Origin of the sequence: Streptomyces sp. 8N114, from assembly GCF_052245835.1 — a bacterium.
GTDB lineage: Bacteria > Actinomycetota > Actinomycetes > Streptomycetales > Streptomycetaceae > Streptomyces.
Genome location: NZ_JBQQBT010000032.1, coordinates 1 through 13,142 on the forward strand (window position 1 = coordinate 1; position 13,142 = coordinate 13,142).

The 13,142-nt window shown below is 70.7% G+C and carries 14 protein-coding genes; 10 read left to right on the forward strand and 4 right to left on the reverse strand.

Annotated features, from left to right (window positions below; translation table 11 throughout):
* Positions 1-53 precede the first annotated feature (53 nt).
* Positions 54-1,169 carry a septation protein SepH gene (gene sepH / locus ACTWQF_RS33675; RefSeq protein WP_443283556.1) on the reverse strand — a complete coding sequence of 372 codons (1,116 nt, stop codon included), beginning with the start codon at positions 1,167-1,169 and terminating at the stop codon, positions 54-56.
* Positions 1,170-1,629: 460 nt separating this feature from the next.
* Here sepH and ACTWQF_RS33680 point away from each other — a divergent pair, with 460 nt between their 5' ends.
* Positions 1,630-2,808, forward strand: a complete 1,179-nt coding sequence (locus ACTWQF_RS33680) for a hypothetical protein (RefSeq protein ID WP_443283557.1) — start codon at positions 1,630-1,632, stop codon at positions 2,806-2,808.
* 131 nt (positions 2,809-2,939) lie between these two features.
* Here the strand turns inward: ACTWQF_RS33680 and ACTWQF_RS33685 are convergent, their stop codons facing one another.
* Positions 2,940-4,268 (reverse strand): D-arabinono-1,4-lactone oxidase, encoded by a 1,329-nt coding sequence (locus ACTWQF_RS33685; RefSeq protein WP_443283601.1) that lies wholly within the window; start codon positions 4,266-4,268, stop codon positions 2,940-2,942.
* Positions 4,269-4,486: 218 nt separating this feature from the next.
* Here ACTWQF_RS33685 and ACTWQF_RS33690 point away from each other — a divergent pair, with 218 nt between their 5' ends.
* Together ACTWQF_RS33690 and ACTWQF_RS33695 are read left to right on the forward strand one after the other, a co-directional pair.
* Entirely contained in the window at positions 4,487-5,647 is a 1,161-nt protein-coding gene (locus tag ACTWQF_RS33690) for a ferrochelatase (protein WP_443283558.1), read from the forward strand.
* 63 nt (positions 5,648-5,710) lie between these two features.
* On the forward strand, positions 5,711-6,544 hold the full coding sequence (locus tag ACTWQF_RS33695) for an inositol monophosphatase family protein (RefSeq protein WP_443283559.1): 834 nt from the start codon (positions 5,711-5,713) through the stop codon (positions 6,542-6,544).
* Between the two features lie 103 nt (positions 6,545-6,647).
* On the opposite strand, the gene ACTWQF_RS33700 is transcribed toward ACTWQF_RS33695, so the two are convergent.
* The gene (locus ACTWQF_RS33700) at positions 6,648-6,809 is read right to left on the reverse strand and encodes a hypothetical protein (protein ID WP_019359798.1); all 162 of its coding nucleotides are present in this window, start codon (positions 6,807-6,809) and stop codon (positions 6,648-6,650) included.
* A gap of 337 nt (positions 6,810-7,146) precedes the next feature.
* Between ACTWQF_RS33700 and ACTWQF_RS33705 the strand changes: the two genes are divergently transcribed.
* The 4 genes from ACTWQF_RS33705 (at position 7,147) to ACTWQF_RS33720 (ending at position 10,653) form a co-directional block, all read left to right on the forward strand.
* Positions 7,147-7,800, forward strand: a complete 654-nt coding sequence (locus ACTWQF_RS33705) for a response regulator transcription factor (protein WP_443245584.1) — start codon at positions 7,147-7,149, stop codon at positions 7,798-7,800.
* 5 nt (positions 7,801-7,805) lie between these two features.
* Positions 7,806-9,074: a sensor histidine kinase gene (locus tag ACTWQF_RS33710; RefSeq protein WP_443283560.1), complete on the forward strand. Its 1,269-nt coding sequence runs from the start codon at positions 7,806-7,808 to the stop codon at positions 9,072-9,074.
* A 455-nt stretch (positions 9,075-9,529) separates the two neighbouring features.
* On the forward strand, positions 9,530-9,829 hold the full coding sequence (locus ACTWQF_RS33715) for a DUF4193 domain-containing protein (protein ID WP_016470291.1): 300 nt from the start codon (positions 9,530-9,532) through the stop codon (positions 9,827-9,829).
* On the forward strand, positions 9,808-10,653 hold the full coding sequence (locus tag ACTWQF_RS33720; RefSeq protein WP_443283602.1) for a hypothetical protein: 846 nt from the start codon (positions 9,808-9,810) through the stop codon (positions 10,651-10,653). Before ACTWQF_RS33715 ends, ACTWQF_RS33720 begins: the two co-directional genes overlap by 22 nt.
* A 1-nt stretch (position 10,654) precedes the next feature.
* Here the strand turns inward: ACTWQF_RS33720 and ACTWQF_RS33725 are convergent, their stop codons facing one another.
* Positions 10,655-11,122 carry a DUF3093 domain-containing protein gene (locus tag ACTWQF_RS33725; protein WP_443283561.1) on the reverse strand — a complete coding sequence of 156 codons (468 nt, stop codon included), beginning with the start codon at positions 11,120-11,122 and terminating at the stop codon, positions 10,655-10,657.
* A 56-nt stretch (positions 11,123-11,178) separates the two neighbouring features.
* On the opposite strand from ACTWQF_RS33725, the gene ACTWQF_RS33730 reads away from it, so the two are divergent.
* From ACTWQF_RS33730 to ACTWQF_RS33740, 3 genes are read left to right on the forward strand one after another with little or no spacing between them, the layout of a single operon-like run.
* Positions 11,179-11,781, forward strand: a complete 603-nt coding sequence (locus ACTWQF_RS33730; protein WP_443283562.1) for a PaaI family thioesterase — start codon at positions 11,179-11,181, stop codon at positions 11,779-11,781.
* Entirely contained in the window at positions 11,778-12,350 is a 573-nt protein-coding gene (gene dut / locus ACTWQF_RS33735; RefSeq protein ID WP_443283563.1) for a dUTP diphosphatase, read from the forward strand. Before ACTWQF_RS33730 ends, dut begins: the two co-directional genes overlap by 4 nt.
* 1 nt (position 12,351) lies before the next feature.
* On the forward strand, positions 12,352-13,131 hold the full coding sequence (locus tag ACTWQF_RS33740; RefSeq protein WP_443283564.1) for a DUF3710 domain-containing protein: 780 nt from the start codon (positions 12,352-12,354) through the stop codon (positions 13,129-13,131).
* The last annotated feature ends 11 nt before the right edge of the window (positions 13,132-13,142 follow it).

The following is a 13,142-nucleotide window of genomic DNA, read 5'->3' on the forward strand; positions in this document are numbered from 1 at the left end:
CCCTTCGTACAGTCCGCCGCGACGGCGCAGGCCCTCACGTTCGACGAACCCGCTCACTCCTTCTTGCGACGGGTGCCGAAGACGATCTCGTCCCAGCTGGGCACGGCGGCGCGCCGCCCCGGGCGGACGCCGTCGGCCTCGGCCTGCCGGTCCGTGTTGCCCTTGAGCCGGTCCCGGTGGGCGCCCCCCGACCGCGGCATCAGCACATCGGCGTACGCCGACCCGGCGCTCGCGGCGGGAGCGGGCGGCTCCACGGCCTCCTGCTCCTCCTCGCGCTCGCTCTCGGTGCTCTCCGCGGGCTCGGCGGAGGCGGCGGCAGGCTCGTCGTCCTCGTCCCCCGGCGCGTAGGGCTTCGACTCGGGGACGACCATGTCGCCCCGGAAGCTGGGCACCGCCTCCAGCAGGCTGGTCAGCGAGTCCGGGGTGCCGCTGCCGTCCTCGGCGCCGGGCACCTGATAGTCCTCGTCACCCGGCGCGGGCGCCAGCGCAGCGGGCTCCAACTCGTGCCGGCCGGAGCCGGAGCGCTCGCCCCGGTCCGTACGCTCCCGCGGCAGCCGGGCGATCCGGGGCACGAACGGGAAGCTGGGCTCCGGGGTGTCGTCGGTCTCGCCGATGAGCGCCCTGGCCTCGTCGTCCACCGCTTGCACCAGCCGGCGCGGCGGGTCGTAGGTCCAGGTCGCCGAGTGCGGCTGGGCCGCGACGCGGTAGGCGAGCAGCACCTCCCAGGTGCCGTCGTCGCGCCGCCAGGAGTCCCAGTGCACGGAGTCCTTGTCGGCGCCGCGCAGCAGCAGCCGCTCGGCGACGGCCTCACCGAGCTGCGGACCGACGTTCTCGCCGGGGCGGCGTACGGGGGTCTTACGGGCGCGCTCGGCCATGAACGCGCGCTCGGCGAGCACGGGGCCTTCGAAGCGGCGTACCCGGTCCACGGGGATGCCCGCGAGAGACGCGACCTCCTCAGCGGAGGCACCGGCTCGTATACGCGCCTGGATGTCCCGAGGCCGCAGGTGGCTCTCCACCTCGATCTCGATCTGGCCCAGCCGCGCCCGGTCGTTCCGGACGGCGGCGCGCAGCCGCTCGTCGATCGGAAGCGTGTATTCCGTGCTGTCGGCAGCTTTGAGCACCAGTCGTGTGCCGTCGTTGCTGACGGCCACGACACGCAGTTCGGGCATGGGGACCTCCCGGGTGGTGCCTGCCGACGTCACGTGCGTCGCTGCTCCCGCTAGACGAGTGTGGCCTGCCCGGGTGCAGCCTGCCACAACCTTGCCGACTTCCTCGGGGTCCGAGGCTGTGTCCAGATCGTTGTTCGAATCCTTTGGAACTGCCCAGAACCGCCGCTATGGCACGGTTACCTCCTCACAACGCACAGTGACCGAGGTGGTCACCGTGTGCAGCCAGCGCCGGGTCAGAACCGAGACCAGGGCTCGTCACACTACTCCATTAGGGCCACCCGGGTGGACCGCCGCGCCACCGAAGTTGCTCCGGAGTAAGGGAGTTGACGCCCCAAGAGTCCATTTGGCCTGGATACGGGGGTGGGAAGCGTCACAGAACCACCCGAAATGGAACCTTCCCCTTCGCTCGAAAGTCCCCTATTCGTGCACAGTGGTTGGAGTGTGCGATCGAGGGCGGTAGATGGACAAGAGCGACAACCGATCGATATCCAGCAAGGAAGCTGACAAAAAAGGAGAGAGCAAGAGTGCCAAGAAGCTGGATCTGAGCGTGGCCCAGGTGCTGGGCAGCGCGGTCGCCGCGGTGGTCGCCGCGTTCGCGGCGGGTCAGCTGGGGGTGTACGGCACCTTCCTGGGGGCCGGTGTCGTGAGCCTCGTCGCCACCAGTGGCGGTCCGCTCTTCCAGCACTTCTTCAGCAAAACCGGCGAGCAGCTCAAGGAAGTCACCGTTCCGCCCAAGGCACGGCAGGCCCCGGTGCGGGACCCCGCCGTGGGCTGGAAGGACGACGAAGGCCGGCACACCAGTCAGACCGTCCACAATGCCGGCGCGCTCCACGACACCCGGCCCGCCGCCACCCAACTGCTCTCCCGCACCTCATGGGGCAGGGAGACCGGGCGCGGCACCGAAGAGAGCTCTCCGCAGGGCGCGGACGCCACCCAGGTGCTGCGCAGTGCGGACGCCACCCAGGTGCTGCGTAAGGCGGACGCGACCCAGGCACTGCCCAGCGCGGACGCGACCCAGGCGCTGCGCCGCGACGATGCGACCCAGGTGCTGGGAACCGTCAAGCGGCCCGGGGGTGCGGGCGGCGGCGAGGAGCGTGCCGGGGAACTGCCAGGGGAGGGGGAGTTCACCGAGGCCACCACCCACGGCATCAAGTGGCGCGGCTGGCGGCGCACGCTGCTGCCCGCCGTGGTGGTGTTCGTGATCGCGATCGGCGGTATCACGCTGTACGAGGCGATCTCGGGCCACAGCGTTTCCGGCGGCAACGGCACCTCCGTCAGCGGTGTCTTCCGGCCGAGCCACGGCTCGTCAACCGGCAACTCGCCTGATGCGCCTCCCGCCACCTCGGAGCCGGACACGTCGCGGAACGGTGAGAGCCCGACCCCTACGCCGGAGGACTCGCAGCAGTCCACCGATCCGAGCGACCGGAACAGCGGCGAGGACGGGTCGACCGACCCCGGCGACAGCGGCAGCAAGTCGACGCCGACCCCCGAACCGTCCCAGCCCCAGCCAAGCGGGACGGGGAACACCGGCAACGGGGACACCAGCGGCTCGGACAGCCAGCAGGGCGGCCAGGACGCAACGGACTCCCCGCAAACCGGTGACGCGGGCAGCGGCTCCCAGCCCCAGCAGGGGCAGTAGCCCGGCCTCTCCTCCGGGGAGGGCAGCGCTTCCGGTTCCGTACCGAAGGGCCGTGCCGTACATCCGAACGGATGGACGGCACGGCCCTTCGGTATGTCTGTGCTGTATCTCTGTGCCGGTCGGTGTCCGTGTCAGTCGCCCAGTACGCGCCGCAGATAGTCGTTGCCGAACACCCGGTCCGGGTCCAGGCGATCGCGCAGGGCCGTGAACTCGCCGAACCGCGAATACACCCCCGCGAGGTACTCCGCGTCCCTGCTGTGCAGCTTCCCCCAGTGCGGGCGCCCGGCGTGGGCCGTCATGATCCGCTCGACGGCGCTGAAGTACGCCTCATGGGGCGTGCCCCGGTACAAGTGCACCGCCACATACGCCGTCTCGCGACCGCTCGCCGTCGAGAGCGGTATGTCGTCCGCGGGGGCCGTGCGCACCTCGACGGGGAAGCTCACCCGGAAGTCCGACCGCTCCACCAGGGCCTTCAGCTCCCGCAGCGCCGGTACCAGCGCGGCCCGCGGTACGGCGTACTCCATCTCCACGAAGCGCACCCTGCGCGGGCTCGTGAAGACCTTGTACGGGATGTCCGTGTAGCTGCGCGCCGACAGGGCGCGGCTGGAGATACGGGCGATGCCCGGAACGGTGGCGGGCACCGCCTTGCCGAGCGCGCAGGCCGTCCGGAAGACACCGTTGGACAGCAACTCGTCGTCGACCCAGCCGCGCACCCGGGACAGCGGCGCTGCGGGTCCTGCGCTGCGGTTGTTGCGCTTGGTGTTGCAGCTGTCGGTGTGCGGAAACCAGTAGAACTCGAAGTGTTCGTTCTCGGCCACCAGTTGATCGAACTCGTCGACGACCCGGTCGAACGGCATCGGCTCCTCGCGGGCCGTCAGCAGGAACTCCGGCTCCACCGCGAAGGTGATCTCGGTGACTATGCCCAGTGCCCCGAGCCCCACCCGGGCCGCTGCGAAGACGGCGCGCTCCTCCTCCGAGCCGTCCGCCGAGCAGCGCAGCACGGAGCCGTCGGCGAGAACCAGCTCCAGCCCCTTGATCTGCGCGGCCACCGAGGCCGAATCGCGGCCGGTGCCGTGGGTGCCGGTGCTGACCGCGCCGGAGACGGTCTGCTCCATGATGTCGCCCATGTTCGTCAGCGACAGGCCCCGCGCCGCCAGCGCGGTGTTCAGGTCCTTCAGCGGGGTGCCCGCGGCGACGGTGACCGTGCCCGCGGTCCGGTCCACGGCGCGTATCCCGGTCAGCCGATCGGGACGTATCAGCACCCCGTCCGTGATGGCGGCGGCCGTGAACGAGTGACCGGTGCCCGCGGCCTTCACCCGCAGTCCGTCGGCGGCGGCGCGGCGCACCACCTCGGCGAGGGCCTCCGTGGTGGAGGGCGAGACCGTGCGCTGCGGTGCGGCCGTTACATTGCCCGCCCAGTTGCGCCACGTCGCCGCCCGGCTGTCCGTCGTCGACCGCATGCCTGACCGCACGCCCATCCGTGACCGTCCCCTCTCGCCGCGCGCCGGCCGAGAGCTCGGCCGGTGGCCGAGGAACGCACCGCGACCGCCGGCGCCCCGCCCCAGCGGGCCCCCACCAGTTGGGGAGGGATCATACTCACGGCCGTCGCACAGCGACCCGGCAGTGTGCACGCCGAGGGCGGCGGCTTCCCGCATGCGCAGGATGGCAGGATCGAGACATGTCCGATGTGCTGCCCACCGAACCTCCCGCCCCCGGGCCGGACTCCTCTCCGGCTCCCTACGACGCGCTTCTGCTGCTCTCCTTCGGCGGCCCCGAAGGACTGGACGACGTCGTCCCGTTCCTCCAGAACGTCACCCGGGGACGAGGTATCCCCACCGAACGTCTCGAAGAGGTGGGCCGGCACTACTACCTCTTCGACGGGGTCAGCCCGATCAACGAGCAGAACCGGGCGCTGCTGGCGGTGCTCCGCGAGGATTTCGCCGCACACGGGCTCGACCTGCCCGTCTACTGGGGCAACCGCAACTGGGCGCCGTACCTGACCGACACCCTGCGCGAGGTGGTCCGCGACGGGCACCAGCGGGTGCTCGTGCTGGCGACCAGCGCGTACGCGTCCTACTCGGGCTGCCGCCAGTACCGCGAGAACCTCGCCGAGTCGCTGGCGGCCCTGCGGGAGGAGGGGCTGCCTGTGCCGCAGGTGGACAAGCTGCGGCATTACTTCAACCATCCGGGCTTCATCGAGCCCGTCGTCGACGGTGTGCTCGCCTGTCTGGAGGACCTCCCCGCCGAGGTACGCAACAGCGCCCACCTCGCCTTCACCACCCACTCCATCCCCACCGCCGCCGCCGACACCTCCGGCCCTGTCGAGGACCACGGGGACGGCGGGGCGTATGTGGCGCAGCACCGCGACGTCGCCGCGCTGATCACCGAGTCGGTCCGGGCGCGCACCGGTACGCAGCACCCCTGGAGCCTCGTCTACCAGTCGCGCAGCGGCTCCCCTTCGGTGCCCTGGCTGGAGCCGGACATCTGCGACCACCTGGAGGAGCTGCACGGGAAGGGGGTGCCCGGCGTGGTGATGGTGCCGATCGGTTTCGTCTCGGACCACATGGAGGTCCGCTACGACCTCGACACCGAAGCGATGGCCAAGGCATCCGAGCTGGACCTGCCCGCGCGCCGCTCGCCCACGGTCGGCGCCGACCCCAGGTTCGCCGCCGCCGTACGGGAACTGGTGCTGGAGCGGGCCGCCGCCGAGCGGGGCGAGACCCCCGCCCGGTGCGCGCTGGGCGCGCTGGGCGCGAGCCACGACGTGTGCCCGGTCGGCTGCTGTCCGGCGCGGTCGCCGAAACCGGCGGCGGCCGGCGCCGATGCGCCGGCCCTGTAAGGCCCCCATGCCCCTTGCGGGCATCCACCCTGCGACGTACGTACTACTGGAGCAGCGACAAAAGTGACTGACACCTCGCAGTCCGCACCCGAGCGCGCCGACGACACGCTCAAGGCCGAACTGCTCGCCCTCGCCCAGGAGGCAGCGGCCCGCGCGGGCACCCTTCTGCGGGACGGCCGCCCCGCCGACCTGGGCGTCGCCGCGACCAAGACCAGCCCCATCGATGTGGTCACCGAGATGGACCTGGCCTCCGAGAAGCTGATCACCGGCTTCCTGACCGAGCACCGCCCGCACGACGGCTTCCTCGGCGAGGAGGGCGCCAGCAGCGACGGCACCTCCGGCGTCCGCTGGGTGATCGACCCGGTGGACGGCACCGTCAACTATCTGTACGGACGCCCCTACTGGTCCGTCTCCATCGCCGCCGAGTACCACGGCGAGTGCATCGTGGGCGTGGTGGCGGCACCGGTACTCGGGGAGACGTGGCACGCGGTCAGCGGACAGGGCGCCTTTCTGGACGGGCACCGGCTGCGGTGCCGCCCGTCGCCGCCGCTGGACCAGGCGCTGATCGGCACCGGGTTCGGATACATCACCGAGCGGCGGGTGGCCCAGGCCGCCGTCGCCCACGAACTCCTGCCGCGGGTGCGCGACCTCCGCCGCGCCGGGTCGGCCGCCATCGACCTGTGCGATGTCGCCTGCGGACGGCTCGACGGCTACTACGAGCGCGGCCTCAACCCCTGGGACCTCGCCGCGGGGGACCTCATCGCACGTGAGGCCGGCGCCGTGACGGGTGGCCGCCCGGGCCTTCCCGCCGACGGTGACCTCACCATCGCCGCCTCACCGGGCGTCTTCGAGGCCCTCCAGCCCCTGCTGGAGCGGCTGGGCGCCTGGCACGACTAGCCTCCGGCGGCCGGTCCGGCGTCATCGCCGCGCCTCTCGACGGGCCGACAAAAGGTGCGGCCCCCGTCCGGGGGCCGCACCGTTGGTTGAGGGAAACTTGCCGTCAGGCGACCTGCACGCCGTGTTCGGCAGCGAGACGGCGGAGGTCTTCCAGTTCCGACTGTTCGACGTCCACGAGGAAGTCGTCGCCCGATTCACGTGCGCGGTGCAGGTCGGACTCGGTGGTCCGTATACGCTGCAAGATGCCTGCGGTGAATGCGTCCATGGTGTGCCCCCTCGTCGCGGGTCGGTGGCACGGGGAGTGCCGAGGGTTTGTGGTGCTTCCCCGATCACGGCGTGGTCCCCGGACTTGCGTCAGCGGTGCGTCGTGGCACGCTGCGCACAGGGCGTGATCGTGGGTGGTTCTCAGGTCCTCCCCAACGGGAACCTCAGAGAAACCTCAAACGCCCTGAAAAAGTGCCAGGGTCCCGTGCCGGAGTCCGTCCCCACCCTCTCACCTCGGCTCTTACCGCCGATTTACCGGGGTCCGATGCACGATGGAGAGCACGATCCCCGTCCATGTCCCGGGGTCCCCCATCCGTATCCAAGGAAGGAACAGCGCCGTGCGCGTACTCGTCGTCGAGGACGAGCAGCTGCTCGCCGATGCCGTGGCGACGGGCCTCCGCAGGGAGGCCATGGCCGTCGATGTGGTCTACGACGGCGCGGCAGCGCAAGAGCGCATCGACGTCAACGACTACGACGTCGTCGTGCTCGACCGCGACCTGCCTTTGGTGCACGGCGACGACGTCTGCCGCCGGATCGTCGAGCTCGGCCTGCCCACGCGGGTGCTGATGCTCACGGCCTCCGGAGACGTCAGCGACCGGGTGGAGGGCCTGGAGCTGGGCGCGGACGACTATCTGCCCAAACCCTTCGCCTTCTCCGAACTGACGGCTCGGGTGCGCGCGCTGGGACGGCGTACGACCACGGCCCTGCCGCCCGTACTCGAGCGGGCCGGAATCCGGCTGGACCCCGGCCGTCGCGAGGTCTTCCGGGACGGCCGGGAGATCCAGCTGGCGCCCAAGGAGTTCGCCGTGCTGGAGGTGCTGATGCGCGGGGAGGGGACCGTCGTCTCCGCCGAGCAGCTGCTGGAGAAGGCGTGGGACGAGAACACCGACCCGTTCACCAATGTGGTGCGGGTGACGGTGATGACGCTGCGCCGCAAGCTCGGTGAGCCGCCGGTGATCGTCACCGTGCCCGGCGCGGGGTACCGGATCTGACGTCGATGGCCTCCTCCACCTCCCCCACCGGGGCCGGCTCCGGCGGCCAGGTGCCCCCGGCACCGCCCAAGCCGAACTGGGACCCGCGCGAGACGCCCCGCTCCTCACCATGGCTGCGGCCCACCATCCGGATAAGGCTCACCCTGCTGTACGGCGGCATGTTCCTGATCGCGGGCATGCTGCTGCTGACGATCATCTATCTGCTGGCAGCGCAGGCGCTGGACGACGCCAGTCAGCTGCCGTTCCGCATCCTCAACGGGAACGCCCAGCCCACCTCGGACCGCTGTCCGGGGCTGACCGGGACGCTGCCCAGCGATGTGTTCATGCAACGGCTGTCGGCGTGTGCGGAGGCGCAGCGCAGGATGGCGCTGGACGGGCTGCTGCGCCGTTCCCTGCTGGCGCTGCTCGGGCTGGCGGTGGCCGCGTTCGCCTTCGGCTATGTGATGGCGGGCCGTGTGCTGTCGCCGCTGGGCCGCATCACGCGCACAGCGCGTCAGGTGGCCGGTTCCGATCTGCACAAGCGGATCGAGCTGGAGGGCCCTGACGACGAGCTGAAGGAGCTGTCGGACACCTTCGACGAGATGCTGGACCGTCTGGAGCGCGCCTTCACCGCGCAGCAGCGCTTCGTGGGCAACGCCTCGCACGAGCTGCGCACCCCGTTGGCGATCAACCGCACGCTGCTGGAGGTGCAGCTCGCCGACCCGAACGCGTCGCCGGAGCTCCAGCAGCTGGCCAAGACGCTGCTGGCCACCAACGAGCGCAGCGAACAGCTCGTGGAGGGTCTGCTGCTGCTCGCGCGGAGCGAGAACGAGCTGGTGGACCGCAAGCCCGTGGACCTGGCCGAGGTGGCCTCGCAGGCCGTCGAGCAGGCCCGTGGCGAGGCCGAAACCAAGGGCATCGAGTTGCGCGGGGTGCGTCAGCCCACATATGTGCAGGGCAACGGGGTACTCCTGGAGCGCGTCGCCCTGAACCTGGTGCACAATGCCGTGCGCTACAACCTGCGTGAGGGCGGATGGGTCTCGGTGAGTACGGAGGCCCAGCCGGGGCAGGCGGTGCTGGTCGTCGAGAACACCGGGCCTGTCGTCCCCGCCTACGAAGTGGACAACCTCTTCGAGCCGTTCCGGCGTCTCCGTACGGAGCGGACGGGCAGCGACAAGGGGGTCGGACTCGGGTTGTCGATCGTGCGCTCGGTGGCGCGGGCGCACGGTGGCGCGGTCTCGGCCGTGCCGCGCGAGGACGGTGGCCTGGTGATGCGGGTGACGCTGCCGCTGTGAGCACCACAGCGGCTGGAGGCCGCGATGGTGACAGACCTGGAGGTGACGAAAAGTGGCCAGAAATGGCTCGATGTAGCCGGGAGGCCGTTCGCTATATGCGGAATTAACGGCGTTCCCACTGCTTGCGACCGAGCTGTGATCGATCACACACGCGAATTTTCAAGTGGGTGCACAGAGTGGCCGGCAGGTGGGAAGAAATCCCGGAAAATCCAGGTTTCCGCAGGTGGAGATCGTGGGCAGTACCCGGGATGGCGTGTGCGGAGCGCTACTGGGGACCGTTTATGGTCCTCCTCGACAACCGACATGATCACCTCTTCAGGGGTGCGGTTGGGTGTCGATTGAGTAACAGACCTTGATGTGAGGCAAAATCTCCGCCTCGGGCCGGGCACAAGTCCGGCCTCTCACGCGTTACGTGCGCTGGAGACACCACAGACACCCAGAGGGGGAGAGCGACAATGGCTACGGATTACGACACTCCACGCAAGACCGACGACGACGTCAACGAAGACAGCATCGAGGAGCTGAAGGCCCGGCGGAACGACAAGTCCGCGTCCAATGTCGACGTGGACGAGTTCGAGCAGGCCGAGGGGCTCGAGCTGCCCGGCGCCGACCTCTCCAACGAGGAGCTGTCCGTGCGGGTGCTGCCCCGCCAGGCGGACGAGTTCACCTGCATGAGCTGCTTCTTGGTGCACCACCGTTCCCAGCTCGCCGCGGAGAAGAACGGCCAGCCGATCTGCCGCGACTGCGCGGCCTGAGAACGGACCGACTGCTCGTGGCGGTCAAAGGCGCACGTGACAACGGGCGAGGCCCTCATGACCGGTCGGCCTCGCTCGTGTCGTACGACGAGCACGGCCCCATGCCGTACGGAAGCGGTCCGGAGCCGTACGAGGGCGGCACCGCGCCGTCCGCGCAGCCCGGGAGCAATCCGCACGGCCCCGGGAGCGACCAGCGCGGCAGGGGCTTGTGGCGTTCACGGGGGCGCCGCGCCCAGGCGTTTGTGCGCACGGTCGCAGAGCGCATCATCGAGACCGCACCGCGCGTGCCGGTACGCGATCTCGACACCCTCCGCACGCAGTTCCCGGGGCTGAGCACCGAGGAGCTGGCGGACAAGCTGGTCGCCGGAGCCACCAAAGGCTCGGCGACCGTGGGCGCCGGTGTCGGCGCTGCGGCCATGCTGCCGGTGCCGCCCGCGATGCCCGCCGAGCTGGCCGCCGAGATCGTCGGCGTCGCCGCCGTCGAGCTCAAACTGATCGCGGAGCTGCACGAGGTCTACGGCCGCCGCGCGCCCGGCGACGTGCGCGAGCGCGCCACCGCCTACCTGGGGGCCTGGGCCTCCGAGCGCGGTATAGAGCTCACCCGGCCCGCCACCCTGAGCACGGCCTTGGGCGGGGAACTCCGCCGCGGGCTGCGGCAGCAGATCATGAAGCGCACGCTGCGCAATCTGCCGAACCTCACGCCGTTCCTGATCGGCGCCGCCGTCGGCGCCTTCACCAACCACCGGGACACCGCGAAGCTCGCCGCACGCATCCGCGCCGACCTGCGCACCACCGCGGACCAGAATCAGCTGCCCGGCGCCTGAACTAGGAAGCGGACGTCTCCCGGGCCGCGCGCAGTGCCGCCGCCAGCTGCTCCGGATGCCGGGTGGAGACGTACACATACGGCGTCGGGTCCTGTGGGTCGGTCACCTCGATCCGCACCGCTGTCGGGATGTAGCCGCGCAGCACCATGTGCGCGCGGGTGTCCGCCTTGTACGAACGCCAGGCACGTGCCTCCTCGGCGTCCAGCGGCTCGGCCTCGCCCAGTGCCGACACCGGGATCCGGGCGTCCCCCGCGACCAGCGAGCCCGCCACCACGCGCACCCGCACACTGCCGTACGCGCTCACGCACACGGACGCCAGCGCGGTGCCGGCCACCAGCCCGCACAGCAGCGGCAGCGGGCCGAAGGGGAACAGCGTCAGCGCACAGGCCACACCGATACCGGCGGCGATCAGCCACCAGGAGCGGGGAGCCGTGAGGCGTTCGTCGTAGGGCGGGACCGCGGGAACCATGCGTCCAGCTTGGCACGGCGCTCCTCGTCGCCCGCACGACGGTAAGGTCTGCACCCGTGAGTGCAGTCAATCCCCCCGGTTCCCCGAAGACCTCGCTGGTGCCGCCGCCCGACGCCGTCCCCCCGGTACGTCACCCGGAGGCCCCCGCGCCCGGTGAGCCGCTGGGCGCCCACTTCGACATGTGCTTCGGCTGCGGCGGGGGACAGCCGCACGGCCTGCACCTGACGGCGCGGGCCGGGGAAGGCGTCAGCGCCACCGCCGAGTTCACCGTCAGGACCGCCCACCAGGGCGCCCCGGGGCTCGCCCATGGTGGGGTGCTGACCAGCGCGCTGGACGAGACGCTCGGCTCGCTCGGCTGGCTGATGCATGTGATCGCGGTGACGGGGCGGTTGGAGACCGACTTCCTGCGGCCCGTCCCGGTGGACACGGTGCTGCACATCGAAGCGCACGCCAACGCCGTGCACGGGCGCAAGATCTACTCCACGGCCACCGGCCGGATCGGTGGTCCCGACGGGCCGGCGGCCGTGCGCGCCGATGCCGTCTTCATAGAGGTGAAGGTCGAGCACTTCATCGAGAACGGCCGCGAAGAGGAGATCCAGGCGGCCATGGACGACCCCGACCAGATCAGGCGCGCACGTGCCTTCGAGGTGAACCCATGAGCGACAGCGTCGAGATCCTGCTGCGGCGTACGGACCCGGGAGTGCCCGTCCCCTCCTACCAGCATCCCGGGGACGCCGGATGCGATCTGGTGACCACCGAGAGTGTGGAACTGGCGCCGGGGGAGCGGGCCGTACTGCCGACCGGTATCTCCATCGCTCTCCCCGACGGCTACGCCGCGTTCGTCCACCCGCGTTCCGGCCTCGCGGCCCGCTGCGGCGTCTCTCTGGTGAATGCACCGGGAACGGTGGATGCCGGGTACCGTGGTGAGATCAAGGTGATCGTGGCCAATCTGGATCCGCGCGAGGCCGTGCGGTTCGAGCGGTTCGACCGTATCGCCCAACTCGTCGTCCAGCAGGTGGAGAAGGTGCGTTTCCGCGAGGTTGAGGAGCTGCCCGGCTCGGTACGTGCCACGGGCGGGTTCGGCTCCACGGGCGGCCACGCGGCAGGCCGCCCGGCCCGGCAGACAGCCTCTGCCGACGAGCCGGGCGTCGCCCGGCAGACAGCCGCACAGCAGAAGGATTACGTTGCGGTCGGTGCTGATCGAGCTTCCGACCTGAGAGGACAGTGACGTGTTCGGACGTCGTCGCAAGAAGAGCGAAGAGCCTGAGGGCACCTCGGACGAGTTCGAGACGGAACAGGACGGCCAGGACGAGCCGCAGGACGGCGTGGAAGCCGAGACCGGCGAGACCCGGGTCAAGCTGCCCCCGGCACCCCGTCCGGACGGCCCCTGGGACATCGAAGAGGTCACCGACCCCAGCTCCGGCAGGGTCGACCTGGGCGGCCTTTTCATCCCCGGCGTGGAGGGCATGGAGCTGCGGGTCGAGGTCGCCGGTGACGCGATCGTCGCGGCGACCGTCGTACTGCAGGACAGCGCCGTCCAGCTCCAGGCGTTCGCCGCGCCCAAGCGCGAGGGCATCTGGGACGAGGTGCGCGAGGAGATCGCCTCCGGCATCACCCAGCAGGGCGGTGTCATCGACGAGGTCGACGGTCCGCTGGGCTGGGAATTGCGGGCCCAGGTGCCGGTGCAGCTGCCCGACGGCACGGGCGGAGTGCAGGTCGTACGGTTCGTCGGCGTGGACGGTCCGCGGTGGTTCCTGCGGGGTGTGATCTCCGGCCAGGGCGCGGTGCAGCCGCAGGCGGCCGGGGTGCTTGAGCAGATCTTCCGGGACACGGTCGTGGTGCGCGGCGACGGGCCGATGGCACCGCGCGATCCGATCGTCCTGAAGCTGCCGGAGGACGCCCAGATGGTGCCGGACGGCGTGCAGCAGGAGACGGTGGAGGAGGGCTCCCGCTTCGCGGGCGGCCTCGACAAGCTGCAGCGCGGACCGGAGATCTCCGAGGTGCGTTAGCACACAGCACG